The sequence below is a fragment of the Paenibacillus sp. FSL R5-0519 genome (assembly GCF_037974275.1).
Taxonomy (GTDB): Bacteria; Bacillota; Bacilli; order Paenibacillales; family Paenibacillaceae; genus Paenibacillus.
The window spans coordinates 4,451,692-4,473,896 of sequence record NZ_CP150234.1; the positions used below are offsets into that span (position 1 = coordinate 4,451,692).

13 protein-coding genes are annotated in these 22,205 nt (G+C 45.3%); 5 read left to right on the forward strand and 8 right to left on the reverse strand.

The window, feature by feature from the left end; translation table 11 throughout:
* Positions 1 to 2: 2 nt before the first annotated feature.
* Positions 3 to 749, reverse strand: coding sequence for a DeoR/GlpR family DNA-binding transcription regulator (locus MKY73_RS19960; protein WP_339241062.1), 747 nt, complete (start codon positions 747 to 749; stop codon positions 3 to 5).
* A gap of 189 nt (positions 750 to 938) precedes the next feature.
* On the opposite strand from MKY73_RS19960, the gene MKY73_RS19965 reads away from it, so the two are divergent.
* Positions 939 to 1,622, forward strand: a complete 684-nt coding sequence (locus MKY73_RS19965) for a G1 family glutamic endopeptidase (RefSeq protein ID WP_339303163.1) — start codon at positions 939 to 941, stop codon at positions 1,620 to 1,622.
* 145 nt (positions 1,623 to 1,767) lie between these two features.
* On the opposite strand, the gene MKY73_RS19970 is transcribed toward MKY73_RS19965, so the two are convergent.
* The 3 genes from MKY73_RS19970 to MKY73_RS19980 all read right to left on the reverse strand — a co-directional run bounded on the left by MKY73_RS19970 (position 1,768) and on the right by MKY73_RS19980 (position 4,396).
* Positions 1,768 to 2,259 (reverse strand): hypothetical protein, encoded by a 492-nt coding sequence (locus MKY73_RS19970; RefSeq protein ID WP_339241055.1) that lies wholly within the window; start codon positions 2,257 to 2,259, stop codon positions 1,768 to 1,770.
* A 134-nt stretch (positions 2,260 to 2,393) separates the two neighbouring features.
* Positions 2,394 to 3,824, reverse strand: coding sequence for an NAD(P)/FAD-dependent oxidoreductase (locus MKY73_RS19975; protein ID WP_339303164.1), 1,431 nt, complete (start codon positions 3,822 to 3,824; stop codon positions 2,394 to 2,396).
* A gap of 335 nt (positions 3,825 to 4,159) precedes the next feature.
* Positions 4,160 to 4,396 carry a DUF896 domain-containing protein gene (locus MKY73_RS19980; protein WP_339241052.1) on the reverse strand — a complete coding sequence of 79 codons (237 nt, stop codon included), beginning with the start codon at positions 4,394 to 4,396 and terminating at the stop codon, positions 4,160 to 4,162.
* A gap of 590 nt (positions 4,397 to 4,986) precedes the next feature.
* On the opposite strand from MKY73_RS19980, the gene MKY73_RS19985 reads away from it, so the two are divergent.
* The 3 genes from MKY73_RS19985 (at position 4,987) to MKY73_RS19995 (ending at position 6,475) form a co-directional block, all read left to right on the forward strand.
* A complete protein-coding gene (locus tag MKY73_RS19985) occupies positions 4,987 to 5,406 on the forward strand; it encodes a MarR family transcriptional regulator (RefSeq protein WP_253433129.1) in 420 nt (139 codons plus the stop codon).
* 27 nt (positions 5,407 to 5,433) lie between these two features.
* Positions 5,434 to 6,084, forward strand: coding sequence for a nitroreductase family protein (locus MKY73_RS19990; protein WP_339303165.1), 651 nt, complete (start codon positions 5,434 to 5,436; stop codon positions 6,082 to 6,084).
* A gap of 94 nt (positions 6,085 to 6,178) precedes the next feature.
* On the forward strand, positions 6,179 to 6,475 hold the full coding sequence (locus MKY73_RS19995) for a putative quinol monooxygenase (RefSeq protein WP_339241040.1): 297 nt from the start codon (positions 6,179 to 6,181) through the stop codon (positions 6,473 to 6,475).
* Between the two features lie 283 nt (positions 6,476 to 6,758).
* Here MKY73_RS19995 and MKY73_RS20000 read toward each other — a convergent pair whose 3' ends face one another.
* The 4 genes from MKY73_RS20000 to MKY73_RS20015 form a co-directional block, all read right to left on the reverse strand.
* Positions 6,759 to 8,108, reverse strand: a complete 1,350-nt coding sequence (locus tag MKY73_RS20000) for an FAD-binding oxidoreductase (protein WP_339303166.1) — start codon at positions 8,106 to 8,108, stop codon at positions 6,759 to 6,761.
* A 189-nt stretch (positions 8,109 to 8,297) separates the two neighbouring features.
* Positions 8,298 to 8,825: a MarR family winged helix-turn-helix transcriptional regulator gene (locus MKY73_RS20005; protein WP_339303167.1), complete on the reverse strand. Its 528-nt coding sequence runs from the start codon at positions 8,823 to 8,825 to the stop codon at positions 8,298 to 8,300.
* A 47-nt stretch (positions 8,826 to 8,872) separates the two neighbouring features.
* Positions 8,873 to 9,682: a lysophospholipase gene (locus MKY73_RS20010; protein ID WP_339308671.1), complete on the reverse strand. Its 810-nt coding sequence runs from the start codon at positions 9,680 to 9,682 to the stop codon at positions 8,873 to 8,875.
* Positions 9,683 to 9,948: 266 nt separating this feature from the next.
* Entirely contained in the window at positions 9,949 to 17,991 is an 8,043-nt protein-coding gene (locus tag MKY73_RS20015) for an immunoglobulin-like domain-containing protein (protein WP_339303168.1), read from the reverse strand.
* Positions 17,992 to 18,441: 450 nt separating this feature from the next.
* Here MKY73_RS20015 and MKY73_RS20020 point away from each other — a divergent pair, with 450 nt between their 5' ends.
* Positions 18,442 to 22,071 carry an S-layer homology domain-containing protein gene (locus MKY73_RS20020; RefSeq protein ID WP_339303169.1) on the forward strand — a complete coding sequence of 1,210 codons (3,630 nt, stop codon included), beginning with the start codon at positions 18,442 to 18,444 and terminating at the stop codon, positions 22,069 to 22,071.
* Positions 22,072 to 22,205: the final 134 nt, after the last annotated feature.

The following is a 22,205-nucleotide window of genomic DNA, read 5'->3' on the forward strand; positions in this document are numbered from 1 at the left end:
CGTTATCCCTCAATTATTTTAGTTTTCTGGGCGATTCCAGGCCGCCAGTGTTCTGGCATCTGCTCGGTAATCAAATCAGCCTCCTCCAAATCAAACAATTTGGCAAAAGTAATTTCCCCTATTTTGCTGGAATCAGCCAGCACATAAGATTTTCCCGACAATTGATGTGCACGCCTTTTAATCAAGGCTTCCTCCGGATCGGGTGTTGTATACCCCATTTCAGGGTCAACGCCGTTGCTTCCAAGAAAACATTTATCAAAACGGAAGTTATCCATGTTCTGTAATGCGATACTGCCAATGACCGCTTTCGTATGAATTTTCATCATACCTCCAAGCAAGTAACTGCGAATACGCTTGCTTACCAAAGCTTCAACATGTGAAAGTCCGTTGGTAACCACCGTTACGTCCTTCGCTTCAATGAAGGGAATCATGGCTAATGTTGTCGTTCCTGCATCCAGATATATGCATTCGCCATTTGCGATCTCCATTGCAGCCAAGCGAGCAATCGTTGTTTTTTGTTGAATGTTTTTGAACGTTTTCTCTTCCATGCCCGGTTCAAGCGTTTTTTCGTTCACCAGTGCGGCACCGCCATGGATGCGTTTGAGCATCTGACGACTCTCCAGATCAATCAAGTCACGCCTAATCGTTGATTCAGAAGCACCTAACACATCAACAAGCTCCTGCAATTTCACAATCCCCTGTGCATGTAAGCGCTCTATAATTGCAGCATATCGTTCTTCAGTCAGCATCTTCATTCCTCCAACTGCTTCTATAGTATCATAATCTCCTCAAAAAACAACCATTTTCATTCAAAATAATTTAAAAACCTTCAAAAAATTGCATCATTCGACTCATTTTCTTGTCCAGTTGTCCATTTCCCCAATCCTCAAACACGCATCTGATAATCTAGTCCCGATTTTATAGAAGGTGGTGACCTGATGACAGATCGTCCACACAAACGGCGAAAACCCTGTTCCCTGCATCAGAAAAAGAAAGATTTGTCTTCGCGTTTTGGATGGGTCTCATCCAACTGGAGCGGTTATGCATGTACAGGAACACCACACCAATACCGCCGCATCTCAGCAGAATGGACAGTTCCCTGTGTTCTACCTAGCAAAGGTAACTCGTATTCATCCGCATGGATTGGGATTGATGGCTTCAAAAACAGCAGTCTGATTCAGACCGGAACAGGTCATGACTGGGTTCAAGGCAAGGCCAGCTATTATGCCTGGTGGGAGATCCTGCCTAACGCAGAAACCATTATTCCACATCCCGTTTCCCCTGGTCATCACATTCGAGCAGTCATCGCCAAATTAACGCCCAAAACCTGGTGCATTACGCTCTCTAATCTAACGTTAGGCTGGACCTTCCGCACCATTCAGTGTTATTTAGGTCCACAAGCCTCTGCGGAATGGATTGTTGAAGCTCCCACTGTTGGAAGCTCTATCGCCTCCATGGCTCGGCTTACCCCTGTAACCTTCAACAAATGTCGCCTGAACGGAAAGTCTCCTGCTTTTCGTACCTGTCAAAAGGGAATTATGATTCAAGGACGGAGGATGGTCTCCATCCCTGGCAATCCTAATCGTTGCAAAGACGGATTCACGGTACGTCGCGACACTTGAGTATTTAATGATCGAACGGAGTTTCTTATTTCATGTTTTTAGAGTGATATCCATAATCTTCGTATTTCCATCAAAAATCCTGCAGCCTCCAGCGCTTTATGCGCGGCGTTTGCAGGATTTTGCTGTGCATGGAATCTCATGACGTTCAAGACTCTACAAGCATGGCATCCGGTTTGGGTTTAAGCCATTTGCCATCCTCATTAATAAACGCCCCCTTGAAGCGGCCCATCTCTAATTGTTCAATCAGCTTCTCCTCGTCCATGACCAGAATCTCAGCGAGCTGTCCCGAGGTGTAATAATCAGCGGGATTGTAATCGAGCAGCACAGGAACAGACGTATCATATAGTTCTTTGATCAGATTCTCAAAGGAATGCCGACCCAGGTTCTTCATATCTCTATAGAACTGCAAATGTTGGGACACCATATTACGGAAAGATTTATTCTCCAGATGCAACCACAACGTATTGCAGGCCTGAACACTCATATGATTTTGTTCCACATCGTAAAATTGCACTTCTTCAATCTTCATGTATTTCTCTTGAAATGCAACTATTTTAATCAAAGGTACATTCCGTTTGCGAGACGCTTTTTTCAAATGGGCTCTAAACTGTTCATAGTTCATTTTTATTTCATTCATCTATTATCCCTGCCTTTAACATGTTCCAACCGACATTTTACAACAATTTAAAGGCAAGTGTAACCTTCATCATGTGAAAAACCAAAAAACGTGCAGCATCAGATGCCACACGTTCGCTATCTTATGAGGTGCGTTTACTCAGCGAGTGCACCCGTTTTCACCCATGTAGCCGTAAATTCCTTTTCTTCATAAGCATAGAATTGTTGCAAAATAACCTCCCGATCATCGAGGAACAATTGATCCGCTATGGCAGAGACCAGTTTCGGCACGGCACTCTTGGTCCCGGAAATGGCCGATGCCGACAGACCACAGCTGGCAAGTGCAGAGTAATTGAATATAAACAGTCCATGTAACTGCTTCTCACCTTGTTCACTCCTGCTAGTCATCGCAAACCCCGAACTCAAGTAAGGATGTGCATCCAGTAATTCATTGTGATGCTCTGACGGAGCTTGATAACGGTCTTTCCAGCGCGCAATGTATGGCTCCACGAGCCTCAGTTCAGGACGAAGTGCCGGATCACTCAGCAGACCTGTGCTAATAATTAGAAAATCAAACGTATATGCTCCTTGTGCCGTATGCACAACCGCACCCTGCTCCGTCGCTTCGACATTCAGCCAAGGCGAGTTCAAATGCAGTTCGAATCCAGGCCAGGCTGCCGCGCGATTAAACGTATCGTTGGTGGGTGGTTGATTGAATTTGAAGAAATGAGAGATCACTTCATATTTATCGGCAATCGGAAGAGCGTGGTATCGCTCGATCATCCCGGATTGCTCCATCTGACGAATGGGATTAACACAAGGCAGCTGTTCCCGTCGTACAAATACATGAGCTTCCGCCACACCCGTGGCAAGAGCATAGCTCGCATTATCAAAAGCAGAAGCGCCGCCGCCAAGCACAGCAACCCTTTTACCTTTTAACCGATCAAAATTAATCGCTTCAGACGTATGGGCATACAGCTCCCGAGGTAATCTATCCGCAATCATGGATGGCACATGCCACTCTCCGCCACCTTGTATACCCGTAGCAAACACGACTTTACGAGCAAGTATGACATCCATCTGAGTTCCTGCTTTATTCACATGAAGTCGATGTATTCCGTCCTGTATTGGCTCAACAAGTGTCAACTTCACCTCATTAAGCACAGGCAGATTCAGCACTTCCCGATACCAGCGCAAATAATTCATCCATTCTCCACGCGGGATCTTGTCTACCTCTTCCCAACCTTCCCGTCCAACCTGTGCTTCCCACCATGAACGAAAGGTTAACGAGGGGATACCCAGATCGATGGAAGTCAGATGCTTGGGAGTACGCAAAGTTACCATACGCGCATAAGTCTCCCAAGGCCCTTCAAGCCCTGAGGGATTCTCATCAATGATGACAATATTGGAGATCCGTTCTCGAAGAAGTCCAAATGCCGCCCCTAATCCACTCTGGCCCCCGCCCACAATGACAACATCATAGACATGACCATCTGCATGTTCTCTAGGACGCACCCAATTCGTACCGCCAAATGACAAATAATCCAGATCATTTTTCACACGCTCATTCAAAGCTTCCAGGCTCATGATTCATCAACCCTTTCGAGATACATATATGAAATAGTCTTTTTCAATCATTTTGATGTCAGTTTGTTGTCAGTTAATACACGGAAAATGGTTCTCTTCCCTTGTATTCTTGAAATATAATAGTGTTATTATAGGGGTTATCGAAAATGAATTGAAGTTGACGGAAGCTTTATTGTCATCAAAACTAAAAATAACTAACATGCTTGTAAATCCGCACGAAATACCTAACAGGATGGTACCTTCCTCTTTGGTGTGTTTCCTTTAGACTCAAGGTTCGAAAAAAACAAAAAAAGACAGACCAAGATGTACCCTTGGTCTGTCTTATTAAAAGAATGCTATTGGCCGGCCTGTTCACGGCGCTGCAATTTTTCATTGGTTAATTTCTCAGGGGTCACATCATGACCCAGTGGGTCCACAACGGATACTGCCAGCATGGTTGTCAGTACCTGACCTCGAATAGCCTGCAAATATTGTTTTCTAAGCTCGTGCTGCTCGCTTTGTTCTTCTTTGGTCAAACCAACGCTGCGTTGTTTTCGACTTAATTCGTTAATTCGTCCCAGAATAGGAATCATGAAATTCACCTCACTTCTTAGTTCACTTTCCAAAAGATATTTCGAATATCTTCAAACTAACTTATTACAAGTTTACGAATTTGTCTATAGGCACAATCCGTTGGAAAGTTATTAGGTGATCTCATGTACAGACCAAAAAATACTATTTTTTTTTTTTGCGCCGCTACCCAGGTTCAACGTAATCGTTAGCCCGTTTGCGGCATTAGAACAGTCCAATTACATCTCCAGCATTCAATGCCACTTCTACCGCCAAAGTAACTGTACCGCTTCCCAGCACTTCCCGCAGTGTCAGTAGTGTCACGATAACCCAGTCGATATAAACTCATATAGATGGACATCCTATAGAGACCACTATGCTTCTGCACCGGGATAATCCAGGTATAATCTTCTTTTCTTCATAACCAGTTGCAAAATCATAAAAGGCATGATATATTAATTGAGCCATCAATGATTGAGGCATCAACTATTGATACATCAATGATCGAGAGCATACAAATAATCATTAGGCAATGGCATTGTATACTGGAACATCATTTATTGGTTAACATACGCCGTTGTTCATGATTCAGATTCACCCGGGAGGTCTAGTCATGACACGTATTGTTTCCAAAGAAGAACAGATCATCAACCTGCTGAACGTGTTGGGCAACAAAATCAGTCCCAAGTTCGAACGTTGCACAGGTATCAGTTCCTCACGCTTTGAGATTCTCCATGAACTGGATCAGGTCGATGAGATCAACCAGTCCATGCTGCAGAAAATCATTAACATTGATAGTGCTGCGATTACACGCCACTTGAAGCAGCTTGAGGCAGACCTGATGGTAACAAGACGCAAAAACCCCGAAGATAATCGGGTAACTTTTGTTCGTCTCACGGACCACGGTCGAAAGCAGATTGAAGGTTATAAAGCCGAGAAGACGAATTTCATCAATCAGATTTTGCAGGATTTCAGTGAAGATGAAGTTCAGGCTCTCGCCGATTTTCTGGAACGTATGCAAAATAACTTTTAAACCCATATATAGAGGAGAGATTTAACCATGAGTACGATTCAAAGCAAATTCCAAAAAACAAATGATTTTAACGAAATTACCTACGGCCGCCGTTCTGTTAAGCTTTACGATCCTGAAGTGAAAATCAGCCGTGAAGAAATGACAGAAATTCTTGCAGAGGCTTCACGCGCTCCTTCTTCCGTTAATATGCAACCATGGCGCTTCCTCGTTGTAGACACAGCTGAAGGCAAAGAAAAACTCGCACCACTTGCGAAATTCAATCAAAACCAAGTGATGACTTCCGCAGCTGTTATTGGTGTATTTATTGACATGAATAATGCTGAATATTTGGAAGAGATCTTCAGCAAAGCTGTAGAGCATGGTTTCATGCCGCAAGAAGTTAAAGATGCACAAGTTCAATTTGTTAAACCTTACTATGATAATATGCCTGCTTCCGATCTTCGCGACGTTAACCTGATCGATGCCGGCCTTGCTTCCATGCAATTGATGCTTGCAGCACGTGCTCATGGTTATGACACCAACCCAATTGGTGGTTATGAGAAAGATCAAATTGCAGAAGTATTCGGTATGGACAAAGAGCGTTATCAACCCGTTATGTTGATCTCTATTGGTAAATCAGCGAAAGAAGGTCATCCTTCCTATCGTCTGCCAGTAGAAACCATCACAACTTGGGCATAATATCAGGGGCTGTTTCCCTGTAAGTCATGATTATTTGCTTCAATAGGTTTATATCACTAACAAATCTCAAACACACTCTGGAGGGTTAACTATTATGATTATCATTCACGCACATCTGCAAATTCAAGCGGCTCAAGAACAAGCATTTCTGGCTGCAGCTAAAGAACTGATCACGGCTACACGTCAAGAAGAAGGTAACATCAGCTATGATCTGACAAAAAGTACAGAACACGAACAACAATACACGATGATTGAACTGTGGAAAGATGAAGCTGCTACAGCTTCCCACAACACAAGCTCACATTTCCAGGCTTTTGTTCAACAAGCAGCAGCTTTTATGGCCGCACCAATGAACGTGGAAGTATTTGCTGGAGAAAAAGTTAACGTTTAATTGCTCCAACAACTGACATGCCTAGTTGGCATGTGAAGAAACTGCTCTTGGTCATATGACCGAGGGCAGTTTTTTCGTTGTTCGGTGAAAAAAGTATTCACGGTCGTGATATCCTGAGTGTGCGTCGTATATCTTTCCATTGACCGTCGTTCACGCTTGTCCATGCTTGTTCACAGGTTGATTTCATTCCTTGTTCTGGCATTTATATTTTACATACCAAAAACACGCCCATTAAGGCGTGTTTATTCACTCATTAATTAGACAGTGAACAAGTAAATATGGATTACGCTCTCCGAGCAGGCGTGATGCTTTGCGGATTGTTAAACACATTTTTCGGATCATACTTGGCTTTGACTCTCCGCAGTCTGGCATAGTTGGCTCCATAGTACACTGGACCGGAATTTTTGATTCCTTGGTCTGGAACGTTGATATAAGAACCCACAATGTATGGTTGCAATTTCTTGCGAGTATTACGAGCGAGTGCAATATTTTTAGCGGCATGGGAAGGTTTGAGCCACGTACTGGTCCATTCCACATAGAACTTCTCTTTACGCCAGAAGAAGGCGGTTGATCGAGGTGATTTGCGACTTACTGCTCCGCCCCAGTTGAGGAAATAGAACCCGCCTGGCCCCTCTTCCAAGTTCTCCAAAAATGCACGCATCGATTTGATGGCCTTATCAGGAAATGGTTTTCTTCCGAAACCGGAGGAGAACTGGTTACTGAACCTTTGCGTTTGAATCGGGTCAGGCTGCAATAAGAACTTCACAACTTCCGGGTAAGGCAACAAACGAACCGTGGAGCTCGTCGGTGTGCCGACACTAGTCATTGGCTGCAATAATCGGAGGGCCTCTGTTTTAGAGCCTAGGAACAGTCCCTCCATCATAACGTTACCACCTTTTTTCGGTCCGATGGACAACTCGCTGCCCAATCTCGTATCAACAGAGGGAGCCCACCGCTGCCATACTTTGAGCACCTTTTCGAATTGAGCCCATGGCCAGGTGATTTTAAATACTGTCGCTTTCGCTGGAGCCCGGCGCACTTTGAACTTGTAGCGGGTGTACACTCCGAAGTTACCACCGCCCCCTCCCCGGGAGGCCCAAAAGAGATCTGCATTATGATTTTTATTCGCCCGAATGACTTTTCCGTTGGCATCCACCATTTCCACTTCAAGCAGGTTATCACTGATGAGACCTATGGTACGCTGGAGAGGTCCAATTCCCCCGCCTAACGTAATCCCACCGATTCCAACTGTAGGACTGTCACCAAAAGGAGCGATGAATCCTTGCTTGGCGAGTGTATTCGCAATTCTTCCTACCCGGTTGCCTGTTCCTACAACGACGGTTCCATTTTTTTTATCAAGCTTGATCGAATTCAGATCACTCACGTCAATCACGATACCGCCATTCACCTGTGACAGGTTCACTTCAAGCGCGTGTCTGCCACTTCGCGGCCGGATCGGCACATCATTCTCACGAGCCCATCGGATGGCATTGGAGACATCTTTTGTTTTCTGAGCAAAAACAAATACTTTAGGAAATCTGTCCGTATGCGGGTCCCAGTTTTTTCGGGCGGCCTCATATCCTGGATCACCTCTGAAGATCACTCGTCCGGTCAGTTTTGTTTTTGATTTCAATCTATCCATCTCCCTATTCAACATTTGTCATACAGCAGTTCACGAGAGCACCTTATACTGTATGACGGACATTCGCGGAGGGAATGGGCTAGTGCCTTAATTTCAAGGTTCGTGTTTCAAAGCAAGCAAAAAGGAATTTTCCTTTCCGGCCACAGAACAGCCTTGAGGAAAATCCCTTTTATCTCGAAACTAGTCGCTGCCCGAATCCGAATCAATTCTGATTAATTTACGTGCTTCTTGTTCCTTTTCACCATACCAGACGAGTACATCGGCGAACATATCCATAATGCGAATAAAGTTTTGTTTGTCGGCATCTGAAATCTGATCGGCATACTTGAAAATCTCATCAAAGCAAAGCTCTCGCACAAATTCGGTATACTTGCCATATACCTCGCGCCCTTTTGCCGAAGGTTTGACGTAAATATCTTTGCGGTTACCGCTTAGATGGAATTTCTCGAGCAGTCCTTTTTCGGTCAGATTCTTCACATTCTTGGAAAATGTACTGCGGCTTACGCCCAGGCGCGCAGCCATTTCCGTCATCTTCTCTTCCTTATCCTCGGCTTCCAGGATGTATTCCAGCGTCTGAATCTGTGAAGCCGAGAACATCATATCCGTACCATAACTTCGCTGCAACTTATAGGTGTTCGAGTACGCATTGCCGTATTTGATAATTTTTTCAATCAGTTTCCGATGGTCGCCCATCCAATCTAATTTCATGGATAATCCCTTTCATCATTCAGATTCTCTCTCTTACTCTACTGAAATCAGATCCGTTTTTCAATCCATGTGATTGCTTCTTCAATAACGTCATCACGGGTTGGTTCATTAAATATCTCATGCATCAGATGAGCATAAATTTTGAGTGTTTTATCGGTTGAAGCGATATCTCCGTAAAAATCACGAGAATCCTTTTCGCTAACCAGCCCGTCATTCGCCCCATGCAGAACAAGTACGGGATCTATAAACTGCTCAGCGTTCTCCTTCAGCCATGTTATGCCATACCCCAGACTGTTAAACAAATCTACAGAGATTTGCTTTTCAACTAGTGGATCATTCGCGTAAGCAGATACAACTGCGGGATCACTACATACGCCGCTGCCTAGCTCATTCGGGAAATACGTGCCTGTAGGCAGATCCATTGGCAGTTCTCCGGCAACTTTTGTATTGTAACGAGTGAGCGCTCCGGATAACACGATACCTTTAACCTTGCCTGGATATTTCGTTCCAAAAGACGATGTTGCGAAGCCGCCCATACTATGTCCGATAACAAACAGCGGAAGATTGCCGCTTTCTTGCAAAGCAGTCTCCACCACAACGTTGACATCCTCTATGATCTGGTGAAAATCACTGTAGAACGTACGCTGTCCTTCCGATCTGGCATGACCGCGATGATCGAATCGATATACGTTAAACCCGCGCTGACTCAGCTTCTCTGTCACATAATCATAGCGACCGGTATGTTCCGCTAATCCGTGCACAATAACGACAGCGGCTTTGGCATTTTCCACTGTATCCTTGCTGAAATAAAGCTGTGTACCGTCAAAGGATTGAATTGTTGTCTCGATTTTAGTCATCATATCCCCGTCCTTTTTTGTAGTGTCCAAGCTTGAGCTCCGAGAGATCATTCTTCCGCCCTTCACAAGGACACGTATAATATAGTTCTCAACAAAAATAATATTGTTTCTTACAGAAACAATATATCATCTGCAATGTTCTCTTGTCTACATTAATTTAAAAGCGCTTTCAAAAGGGAGAAGATCGAAATGGTACGCCAAAAACGCTACCACAAGAAGTGGTAACGTTCCTGACTTTGTAATGCCAAGATCTTATGAGCACGTGCCTACATCAAACCCAACACATTATAGATCATCACTGCTGCTTCTGCACGGCTCGCATTTTTCTTCGGTGCAAACTCATCGTTACCTACACCGTTGATTATACCTGCTCCCTGTATTGCCTCTACCGCTTGCTTCGCGTAGTTTGCGATGTTTGCTTCATCCCTGAAAGCAGTAGCTTCACCACCTGCTAACGCTAGTTGCTTCATTTGGATCGCCTTGTATACCATAACCGCCATATCTTCTCGGGTAATGTTCTCATGAACTCCGAATCTTCCATCTGGCTTTCCGTTCACAATCCCCAGCTTCTGTGCAGTTGCGATGTTTCCATGGTACCATTCTCCTTGCTTCACATCACTAAAACCTGTCGTTGAGCTCTCATCCGATAACTCCAACATATTCATCAGCATGGTGATGAATTCTGCTCTGGTCACTTGACCCTTCGGATTAAACTTGCCGTCGCCTACACCCTTCACAATGCCTCTTGCTCCCAATCCCGAGACCGCGTCCTTCGCCCAGTCTTGGGTCACATCCTTAAAGCTCGTTGCAACATACGCTACCGTATACTTGCTTGCATACGTTGGCTTGAACTCTACTTTTCCTGTCACTGCATTATATTTACCATTCGTCACCACACGTAGCTCTCCGTTGTCCTTCACATCGTATACGATGACATTGTTTGGATTTTCGGCAGCTTTTAGGGTGTATGGCAATGCAATCACGAGATCATCTCTGCCATCAAACGCTGTAAGTTTCTTACCATCAATCGTTAACTCGATATCGTATACGACTTCACCGTTCAGCTGAGCTTGTGCACTAGCTGACAATTGATTAGCTGTTATTTTCTTAATCGACAATCCTAACGTTTTGCCCGCACTTGTCCCTGTTCCGAGCAGTTCGGTTGCCACGGTTACGACTGCAGAGCCTGTGCTGATCTCGATGCGATCTACCGTAGAAGATCCACTTGTTAAGCGCGCATCTACTGCTAACTCAATCGTTAGCCCGTTCCAGCTTTGATCACCTTCAACTCGCACCCGTAGCTTACCGCCTGTCGTTTGATCAAGCGCACGCTTCACCGTATCTGCACTTAACTTCACTTCAGAAGTACCGCTCTCATTTACGACTGGCTTAATGGTTATTTGTCCGTTGTCCATCACCACTGGCTCACTTCCACCTGTAGCTTGCGGTACTGAAGGTGCAGGTATATTACCGCCACCACTTCCATCACCGCTGCTTGGTGCTTGTGGTGTTCCATCAACCAATGGTGTTACCATTACCGTAGCGCTGGAGGATAAACCGCCATCGACTGTAGTTACTGTAATGGTTGCTGTTCCAGGTGCCACCGCAGTTACTCGACCCGTTGCACTTACAGTGGCTACAGCTGGATTACTGGAGCGCCATGTTACTGCTTTTTTCGTTGCATTAGCTGGTAATACGGTAGCTGTCAATTGTCCTGATTGACCTTCTACGATAGACAACGTCGTTTGGTCCAGGCTAATTCCACTAACGGGTACGTTCTTCCCACTAAGTGCATCATACTCACGTTGTGTAATGGGAATGACCGTTCCGTGACGCGGACTGGCGGGTAAGTTGAAGTTAGAAGATAATGTCCACTCACCTGATGCAAGGTTGGTTGTCTCGAACGGGATATAACCTCTTCCACCAAACTCATCTACGAATAAATACCATTTTTCATCGGTATTTGATTTGAAGATCGTTGGACCCTCAACCCATTTCATGTTACCCACACCTTGATTAATCATCCTGAAGGCTGGATCCAGGATCGAGTTACCAACCTCTTGGAAGATCATCTTGCCAAATGGAGCAGAAGCTCCGTTGTCTTGCTCATCCTTCGTAAAACGATACACTTTTCCTTCATGCTCAATCATTGTTGTGTCAATGATGGAATATCCATAATCCAAATAAACTTGCGGTTCCGTAAACGTATAGAAATCTCTTGTCTTGCTATACATCATTTTTTGATATGCACTGCCTGTATGGGATGCATCTTCAAACATTCTTGATGCCCAAAATACGATATATTCACCCGTTGTCTTGTCGTACATAATTTCTGGTGCCCAGGTATTACCCGCTTCTTCCGGTGCAACCTCTACCATGCGTTGATCTGTCCAGTTGACCAGATCATTCGATTCCCACACCATAATGGAACGACTGCCCCATGTCTGTGCTCTGCCCCAGTTACCATTACCGTTAATTTTCAGATCGGTAGCGATCATGTAGAACTTGTCACCTTCAGGCGAACGAATAATGAATGGATCACGTACTCCCTTCTCCCCTAAGGTAGAGGTCAATACAGGGTTACCATTATTTAATTCTCGCCAGTTCAACGCATCATTGCCGTTACTTAGTGCAAAGTGAACTTGCTCGCCAGTTGAGCTACCTTCTCCAGTGAAATATGTGAAGAAGTATCCCGCATATTTTTCATCAGCAGGCCGTTCTTTCACCTTCGCCATAAATTCCTTTGTAGCGGATGCTGAATTTAATGTAATCGTAGCTGTAAGCTTCACGTCTATATCTCCACTACCGTACGCCGGACGTTGTACTTCACCCGTCACTGAAACGACGTTTGGTTGAGCAGAAGCCCAAGTAATGGTTGTTCCATATAGTCCAGATTTCGGTAATGAGAGATGACCTCTAACATCACCAATGTTATGAACGACTAGTGCTGCTTTTGCTTCATCTACAGAAGTGACATCGTTCGGCAATGCCTTAACCGTCAACTGAAAAGTTTTGTTAACGGTCTCTGTACCATCTGTAAATACTGCTGTTAACGTTACAACTTGATCACCCGTTGCGTTAGCTGGTCTGGTTACGGCACCTGTAGTTGAGATGACATTCTCCTTATCTGAAGTCCAGCTTATTGTTGTGCCATAAGCGCCTGATGTTGGCAATGTGACATTGCTTATAATGGCATCTTTGGATGTATTCGAGGCAAGAAGATCATCCATCGTTAATTTCTCTTTCGCAGCCGATACAAACATGCCCTTCATCGAAGCAATCTTCTGATCTGCACGAGCCTTCAGTGATGCAATATCTGCTGCTGTCATCGCACCATCATAGATTTGGAAGTCTGCAATCAACCCGCCAAAGTATGGATCAGCTGGATAGAATGACTTACCGATGGTTCCACTACTGCCTGAAGTATTTTTTATTTGTTCCAGCGTCATTCCATTTGTTGAGCCTGAAGCAACAGCAACACCATCAATATAAAGCGTTAGTGTACCATCCGTGCCTGAAACAACAGTTGTAACGACTTTCCATTCATTGTTCTTTAAACCCGTGGTCGAAGTTGAAGACTCATTATTCCAGGCATTCGTCGCGATACCTAAACGAGCCAGACCGTTAGCGTTATAACGTGGTGTGAAATACGTATAGTGCGTATTACTGTTTGGTCTTCCTAATGCATATAACCACTCCGCAGCATTTTTACCGCTCCAGTTCACAATGGATGAAACGGTCATATCCGTTAATCCATCAAGTATTCCTTGTGGTAGCTCTACATAAGAGTTAGTTGTGCCACCAGTAAAGCTTAGTACACCCGCATCTTGTGTACGAATCCATTCTGCTTTAGATGGATTCGTCCATTTTCCGTTGAAGTTTCCCGTTTGGTCAATAACCGTCGCACCATCGATATCATTCATATCGTAGTGAAGAATGAGCTCTGCCCCAGATGGCTGCTCTACTGGAGGAGTAACGTCTTCATTAGCCAAAGTTGCAATTTCTTCAACGGATAATGCACGATTATAGATACGGAAATCATCCAATTTACCATCAAATAGACTATGAGAGCTGTTTCTCGATTTACCAATATAATTCATCGTTGTTTCCAGTAACATTCTCGGCTCCACGTTAAATGTCGAGCTGCGTTTAACCTCTTGACCATTCACATACAATACGGCATCAAATTCATCCATTGTAATGGCAACATGCTGCCAAGCCTTCGTTGGTATAAGTCCGGCATTTCTCACTGCATATTTATAATCTGATCCTAGTTTCGTGCTGTCATTGCTAAATTTCTCTGTAAAAGGGGTTACGACAGCGAACTCCAGACTACCTGTATCCCCTTGTGTACTCAAGTACATCGTATTGCGGTTAACCTGTCTGCCTGTTTCGGAAGCAAAATCAAATATTCTTTGATTGGCTTGATTTTTATCCATTTGAACCCATGTAGAGAACGTAGCCTTCTCCAGATTCAAGGATTGAATCAAGTGATCTGGCAGCTTCACATATCCTGTTGACCCATTAAGCTCTAGCGAAGCACCCGTTTTACCGATACGATCCTCTTCATTAATCGTTGCTCCACCTACGAGTGTTGCGTGATGGCCATTACCAGAAATGTCATTCAACGTTGTACCATTCACTGTATTTGCATCAAATGAGTAATGTACAACCGGGTCTGCTGATGGTGCTGGACCTTTCCATGCATACTTCTCTTGTAAAGCATCATACTCCGCACGTGAAATTGGAATTACCGTCCCATGTCGTGGTCCCGGCGGAAGTGCATATTGATCACTACTTAACACATTGTTTATATATTGCGTGCTACTGTCCAAATCTGTTGTATATCGTACATGATATGGCCATGAATCAAGAAACAGATACCATTTGTCCTCATGAATATCCTTAAATATCGTTTGTCCTTCGTTGTTTCCATTTTTTCCGATCAAGCCGAGTTTGTTATCACGTGTACCCGGAACAGCCTCGTATTGAAGGCCATTTGCTGCAATACCGTCCTTGTCATAATAGAACGTTGGTGCCTTCTCCACATACACTTTCGTATTCACTTCTGATTTGGTGAATCGGTACAACATATTATTCTGCTCAATAAACGTCGTATCAATGGTCGGAAGTGACTCATCAATCATGACCTTGGGCTCAGAAAAGGTGTAGAAATCTCGTGTTGTCGCGTAGTACATCACATTGTACTGACCTTCAGGTCTTCCGTTATAATCACCATATGTCTCTGTGTTTTTCATCGATGATGCCCAGAATACAATATACTCTCCAGTTACCGGATCATAGATCGCTTCTGGCGCCCACGTATTTCCTCCCGTTTTAGGAGCCACTTTGATCATTCGCTGCTCGCTCCAGTTCACGAGATCCTCTGACTCCCAAACCATCATGTAATGACTGCCCGTAATCTGAGCCTGATCGAAATCGGTACTTTCGCCCATTTTCAAATCGGTTGCCAGCATATAGAACTTATCACCTTCTGCTGACCGAATAACGAATGGATCACGAAGTCCCTTTTCCCCCATATTCGATTGCAGGATCGACTTTCCATTATTCAGCGCTTTCCAGAACAATGGATCTTCGGCTGTAGCGAAGGAGATCTCTTCACCGCCCTCATATTCACCTGTAAAGTACGCAAAGAAGTACGCATCAGGCTTTACTGGCGCAGCTGCTTTTTTAATTGTAACGTTAAACGTTAACTCTTTAGAAGCTGTACCATTCGTAATCGTAGCGATTAGGGTAACGGGTATATCCGTAGTTTGACGGCTCACCCAGCCTAATTGTGTAGCGTTACCGGCCGCTTCAGCCGTTCCTTTAACAACCGCCGGCCTGCTGGATGTCCATGTAATGGTGGAGCCTTGTTCACCTGTAGTGACAAGACGTAAGTTCCCTTTAACATTGTCCGCGTTGTAGATCTCTAATTGTTCAGCGTCCAGATCAACCTTCTGCTGATCATCGAATTGCTTCAAGATCGTAACCGGGAATACAGCCGCTCTAGATACGCCTTGATACGTTAAAGTAGCCGTAAGCTCTGCCTGAACATTACCTGCTTCAACAGCAGGACGTTGTACAGTACCACTGTCAGAAATGACCGTAGGATGACTAGAACTCCACGTGATGTTCACGCCGTTTTTACCACTCGTCGGTAAGGTAAGGTCTTTCGTTATCTGCTCAGCACTCTGATCTGCCCCGTCTAAGTAATGACCGATGTCAAGTTGATTCGCTGCATCATCAACAGTAAGCTGGCGTATTTGGGAGATGTGAGTTGCTGCTTCTTGTTGATATAACTCGCCCATTTCCTGCTCTGTCAACGCACGATCATATACTCGGAAATCAGCCATGCTACCTTGAAGATATGGATCGTTCGAGAAGATGGACTTACCGATAAAACCAGAGAATGTAGCATCCGGATTAATAATATCTGACAGCTTTAGTCCCTTCGTATTACCTGAAGCAACCTTAACTCCATCAACGAATAATGTGATCCTGTTGCTAGCTTCAGAGAAGGACACCGTTACATGCTTCCACTGTCCACCGATCAGGTTGGAGTTTGCGCCACCTGTAACTAATGCTTCGTTCGGCCAGCCATTTTTGGAGATACCTGTAGCAATCATATTGCCTGATCCACTACCGTGACGTGGAGTTACGAAGAAATATTTGTTCGTTTCCGGTGTTAACACCGTACCCAAACCGAAGATCCAGCGATTCGTACCATCATTCGTCCAGTTCACGATGGAAGATACGGTAATCTCATTAAGACCTTGTAATAGATCCAATCCATTGGAGCCCTTGGGAATCTCAACATATCCACTATTCGATGTAGAGCTCCCGCCATTGAAGGAGATAAAGCCAACTTCACTATTTGAAATGAATTGTCCATTGTTTGGATTTTTAAATACACCGTCGAATGTAACTTGCTTGTTGGCAACATCCTTCAGTACGAGTTGACCGTCTGCTTCCGCAGTAGTTTTCATGTCGTAATGAAGGAGCAGATCATCTTTGAGTGATTTTCCCTTAACGGTAACGGCTGATGTAGCTGTAAACTCTCCATCTTCAGTCTGTACCGTAATTGTGGCATTACCCTCACTAACCGCTGTAACTCTACCCGTTGAATTGACAACCGCTACACTGGAGTCACTGGATGTCCAGACGACTCTTGTATTGGTTGCATTTGAAGGTGAGATTGTAGCCACTAATGTCTCGCTGTCCCCAATGGACAAACGAAGTGCAGCTTCATTAAGCGAAACTTCCTTAACGGCAATCTGCTCCACATTAGCACCTTTAGATAGTAAGGTAACCACGAACTCCTTCGTTGTCTGGCTTCCACCTAAAGAAATGGTTGCAGTTAACGTCACTTGTTGCTCCATTTCTCGTAAGGTCACTTCCCCAGTTGCACTAACCGCACTCTCATCACTGGAAGTCCACGATATCCATGCGCCATACTTATTGGTAGAGGGAAGTTCAAGAGATTCTGTCACGGCAGATATATCACCTAACGATAGCTCTATTTTGCCTTGTTGTACTTGCTTTTCATTAAATGATTGTTCATATACTGCCGCGATATCTTCATTATTTAGTGCCTCTCCGTAAATTCTCAAATCTTGAAAGCTGCCCGCAAAAGTAGCATCCCCTGAATAATTGGAGCGACCGATGTAAGCTTGCAAATCCGTACCAAAGCTGGCTGTTGTTTTCTCTTTGGCGGCCGTGCCTATGCTTACACCGTTAATGTAACCTGTAATAGAGCGTTCTGTGATGACCGTCGTATAGTGAACCCATTGACCTTGATATTGTGAGGTAGAAGCGCCTGATACTCCTATCTCAGTTGTCCAAGGCTGGTCCACATTATTGCGATCCGTAAATACGGACTTGAAATCACCACTTGGGTTCGATGGATTAAACAGCCAATAGTTCGTTGGTAATTTATTTTCAGCTGCTGGCGTACCGTAGAATAATGCGGAGTAGTTCCCGCTCCCCGTGTTATTTTTGATCCATACAGAAATCGTTGTATTTTCTTGATGATCAAACAATCCAGTAGGAAGCTGCACGTAGTTCGTAGTACTATCTGTTCCTCCAGGTAAAGTAAGACCATCGGCATACGTAATGTTGCCTACAGCCGTTCCATGTTTGCCATTACCGGATGTATCCTGTACATCCTCAAGCAGTGGATAATGTGCCAACATCGTTGGTGTTACGGGGTCCGCTGAAGCTTGATTGTTAAATGGCAGAACAAAACTCAAACAGTTATTGAAGGTCAAAAGTAAAGCTAACGTTATGATTGAAATCCGCTTTCGCATAGCATTCTTCCCCCTCGTTTAATATTCAAAAGCACGTAAACCTTATTTCACCTTTAAAACAAGACCACCTCGCTCAAGGAGCTAAAGAAACACCCTGGTATGAATGCGCTTACATTTCTCCTCATATTACGTCTTCCCCCCTTCCAATTCAATGTAGTTTCTTGTTCATAAGGTGGATTTTTTTATTGCAATTTGAAATGAATGCAAACTGCGACACCATTCATATGAAGTAATCTACATGTACAGATGGGTACAAGATTATCAAAACAATAAAACGGCATCTCTGCCGTTCTGGATGTATACGTATGGTTTATGTGTAAATTAAAGGATTTAACTCCTGATAGACTTAATATATATAGTTGGACGCTTGTCATATTGACAACGTGCCCGAATAAGATGCCGGTAAGTCGTGGGCGAACCGGATCAAAAAAATAAGGAGGATTTTCATTTATGCCAAAACGATTTAGCAGAATGCTCGCCTTCCTCTGCTGCTTGGTCATGGTAGCGTCGCTAATGCCTACCAGCTATGCTGCCGCCACTGACAACATCGAGAACGCAGAAGCGAATGAAACACCCACCGCCATTTTTGGAACTCCCGAACTCGGGGCAAACGACCCACTTTGGGGCCAAACCATGGAGCATCACATCAACAAAAGCACGGTACCCACCGATCCCAGACCCCATGCCATGGGTACAGCCAGAATCCTTTGGGATCATGACTACCTGTATGCCCGCGTAGTTGTGAATGACAGTAATCTATATCAGGGAGCTGGCGCAGATCACCGGTATGACAGCCTGGAGTTTTATGTGGGTACCGGAACCAGCGGCTCTAACCAATGGCGGGTCAGCTCGACGGGTGTGTTTTCAGGGCAGGCCGCTCCAGGCAGGGCTGCATGGACCCAGATCACGGAAACCGGATATATTGTGGAAATGAGAATACCAAAAAGAAATTTGACCTTTGAGGAGGGAAAACTTACCTTTGAGGTTTACATCAATAACTCGACGGAAAAGGGAGCTGACCGCTATGAAGTCGTTTCCTCTTTTGGAGTTCCAGATGCAGCTTACACCAGCTCTGATTCATTTACAGACAGCCTGCAGCTCATCCCAGCCAATGAATTAGACACCAGATTATCAATTATCGCCACTGCGGGACCAGGCGGCTCAATCCTGTCGAACCCACCCGGGGATGTTCTGAGAGTAGGTGGGGGCTCTAACAAAGAAATTATGTTTGCCCCCGATTACGGCAAAATTGTGGATACCGTAACAGTAGACGGCCAGACCGTGACTCTATCTGCTGGCACTTATACCTTTACGAATATTGAGGCTGATCATGCCATTCATGTGACTTTCAAAAACGATCCGGACGCGGGGATACTTCCCTTTATCGTATGGAATGACAACTTCGCAAGTGGCGAGTACACAACGGCTGTTATCATTGATTTAGGCGAGGGGAAGTCGGCGTTAGGCTCCGCGCTTAATCCGGACTTGTTTGCCTTATCGGCTAGGAACACGACCCTGAACGGCGAAGCAGTGACCTTTGAAGGACCACGCAAAATCACAAGGGTATACGCTAATGACGAGCCAAAGGTACGCGGCTATGTCGGGCCGATTAGCCATTCACCAGATTATCAAGACGGACTGACGAGCGGTCGTTACATCGTTGTTGAGTCTGAGTTTTATTCAGAGAGCGGCGGCAGTACAACGCTGGATGGTAGCAGCAACTCGACAAAGCAGGTTTACAACATTACCCAAAAGGGTGAGATCGTACTGACAGAAGGGAATCCGCTTCACAATGTGGTTTTTGAACAGGAAAAAGTTGTGAATCCAATCCTTGATAAATTTACAACATTCACGGACAATTCGGTCAATCGTTCGCTTTACCTTCACAAGGGTGAAGACGGTAACGTGATGAAAGGATTGCCGCTGTATGTTTATACCCACGGCATGTCACGCGGCGGCACAAACGCTGCGACAGACCAAAAAGCGGCCATGAAATCGGCCAACGGCTCGGTCGCTCTAATGAAAAAGATGGAGCAAAATCCCGATAAGTACGCCAGCCATATACTGAATATTTCCTATAATGGCGTATCTGTTCCCTCCACAGAGAATGTTAAGAAGGTCATAGACGCCCTGATTGCCAGCGGCGAAGTAGACCCTAACCGGGTTTACGCAGCAGGCTTCTCCTGGGGCGGCCAGTATACCAACAACTTAGTTAACAGCTATCCCGGCTTCTTCGCTGCTGCCGCACCTATGGCCCCGGTAAGCGGTTCACCGAATGCTAACGCCAATGATGCTCACAACACCCTGGCCTATTGGATGTTTTTAAATGCTCATAATGTTGGAAGCTACCAGTCTAACCTCAATAACTACATCAATAACAATATGCCAAAAATGATTAACGCGAGAGCTTCCCGCTTTGAGAGTAATGAGGTACTTACGTGGCCCTACAATCAATTTGATCAGCCGAATCTGAGGCCGAATCCTACCAACACACCTGTTCTGGCTGATTATATAGCGCATGAAGTTGAAGCGGCTGTTCTTTACAACGAGATCACTATGGGAACTTGGACAATAGCTCCCACAGCGCAGTCCTCTAACTTGCCGGCTTGGAACAACGACTACACAGATGTCTTTGATTGGATGTTCGCGCAAAGAAAACAGGTCGTGCCCGGTGCGCCTAGCAGCTTCAAAGCGACAGCGGGTGACGGACAGGTCACATTGAGCTGGACTGCTCCTGCTGACAATGGTGGCAGTGCGATTTTGGGCTACAAGGTATGGTATAACAACGTAACGCCAGTCACATTGGATGCGACGGAGACCAAATATACCTTCAATAACCTAACAAACGGCCAAAATTACAACTTCAAGATCGTTGCGGTGAACGCGAAGGGAGACGGCGCGGAGATCAGTGTAACGGCGATGCCGACGAAGACGACGACTCCTACCGTACCTGGTTCTGGTGGCACTACAGGCAATACGGGCAACACCAGTAATACAAGCAACAGTAGTAATACACACAACACCAACAATACGAACACCGGGACTGACGCTGGAATGTCGAAGTTGATCTACACAGTGAATACACCGAAGGATAAGCCCGCAATCACAGACAAAGACGGCAACACCACCCTACCCGCCGGCGGCACGATTACGACCAAGGGCGGGATAGAGATTAAGGTACCTGAAGGCACAACGATAGACTCAAAAGGTAAGGTAACCATTCCGGCGGACAAGATCGCCGAAGTGAACCTCCCTAGTAGCAACAGCACAGTGACCATTTCGGGCGGCTCGACGATCGCGAGCGACGGTACGATCACAGTAGTCGGCAAAGATGCGCATGTGAACCTGCCAAACGGCAATCAAGTGCAAATCCTTGACGGATCGAAGATACGGAGTAGCGGCGCGGTTGTAGTAGGACTGAGCGGCGCAAAAGTCAGCTTAGACAACGGCTTGTCGCTGAACATCCGTGAGGGTACGGAGCTGGTGTTAGATGATGCCACCCCACTGGGCTTCCTCGTGATATCGGGCAACCCGTTCAGGGATGCCAACATGGAAGACTGGTTCTACAACGATATAAATTTCGCCTACACATACGATCTTTTCAACGGCACGACGTCCACAATGTTCTCACCGGGCAGCGCAATGACGCGTGCAATGTTCGTGCAGGTACTGGCCAATCTTGAGAACGTAAACCTCTCCAGCTACACGAGTTCCCGCTTTAATGACGTGACGGACGGACAATGGTACACCGCGGCAGCCGAGTGGGCGGCCGAAAAAAGCATAGTCAACGGTACAAACGTAGACCTGTTTGACCCCAATTCGCCGTTAACGCGCGAGCAGCTGCTGGTGATACTTTATAATTACATGCAGTACAAGAGCTATGAGATACCTGAAAGCTACTCTAAACCCTTCACGGACCAGAGTGAGATCAGCTCCTGGGCGTTGGAGGCCGTTCAGGCGCTGCAAGGCAACGGCATTGTATTAGGCAAACCGGGCAACTTTTTTGCTCCCAAAGCCACCGCCACCCGCGCCGAAGTAGCCACGATCTTTGTAAGGTTCGTTGAATATCTGGCTAAGTGAAAGCGCATACAGAATTAAGGAGACCCCTCCCGGTTGGACAATATCCAGCTGGAGGGGTCTCTTGTTTTCAAACTGTATTTTTTTGACAACTCTCCGGTCAGGACTTTATAAACCCTCGATTTTTGGTATCTAGA

What these genes read in the sequence shown, in the direction of transcription:
- MKY73_RS19975 (WP_339303164.1), bottom strand. Translation starts at nt 3,824, where the DNA reads ATGAGCCTGGAAGCTTTGAATGAGCGTGTGAAAAATGATCTGGATTAT.
- MKY73_RS19970 (WP_339241055.1), bottom strand. Translation starts at nt 2,259, where the DNA reads ATGAATGAAATAAAAATGAACTATGAACAGTTTAGAGCCCATTTGAAA.
- MKY73_RS19990 (WP_339303165.1), top strand. Translation starts at nt 5,434, where the DNA reads ATGAGTACGATTCAAAGCAAATTCCAAAAAACAAATGATTTTAACGAA.
- MKY73_RS19985 (WP_253433129.1), top strand. Translation starts at nt 4,987, where the DNA reads ATGACACGTATTGTTTCCAAAGAAGAACAGATCATCAACCTGCTGAAC.
- MKY73_RS20020 (WP_339303169.1), top strand. Translation starts at nt 18,442, where the DNA reads ATGCCAAAACGATTTAGCAGAATGCTCGCCTTCCTCTGCTGCTTGGTC.
- MKY73_RS19965 (WP_339303163.1), top strand. Translation starts at nt 939, where the DNA reads ATGACAGATCGTCCACACAAACGGCGAAAACCCTGTTCCCTGCATCAG.
- MKY73_RS20010 (WP_339308671.1), bottom strand. Translation starts at nt 9,682, where the DNA reads ATGACTAAAATCGAGACAACAATTCAATCCTTTGACGGTACACAGCTT.
- MKY73_RS19995 (WP_339241040.1), top strand. Translation starts at nt 6,179, where the DNA reads ATGATTATCATTCACGCACATCTGCAAATTCAAGCGGCTCAAGAACAA.
- MKY73_RS20005 (WP_339303167.1), bottom strand. Translation starts at nt 8,825, where the DNA reads ATGAAATTAGATTGGATGGGCGACCATCGGAAACTGATTGAAAAAATT.
- MKY73_RS19960 (WP_339241062.1), bottom strand. Translation starts at nt 749, where the DNA reads ATGCTGACTGAAGAACGATATGCTGCAATTATAGAGCGCTTACATGCA.
- MKY73_RS19980 (WP_339241052.1), bottom strand. Translation starts at nt 4,396, where the DNA reads ATGATTCCTATTCTGGGACGAATTAACGAATTAAGTCGAAAACAACGC.
- MKY73_RS20015 (WP_339303168.1), bottom strand. Translation starts at nt 17,991, where the DNA reads ATGCGAAAGCGGATTTCAATCATAACGTTAGCTTTACTTTTGACCTTC.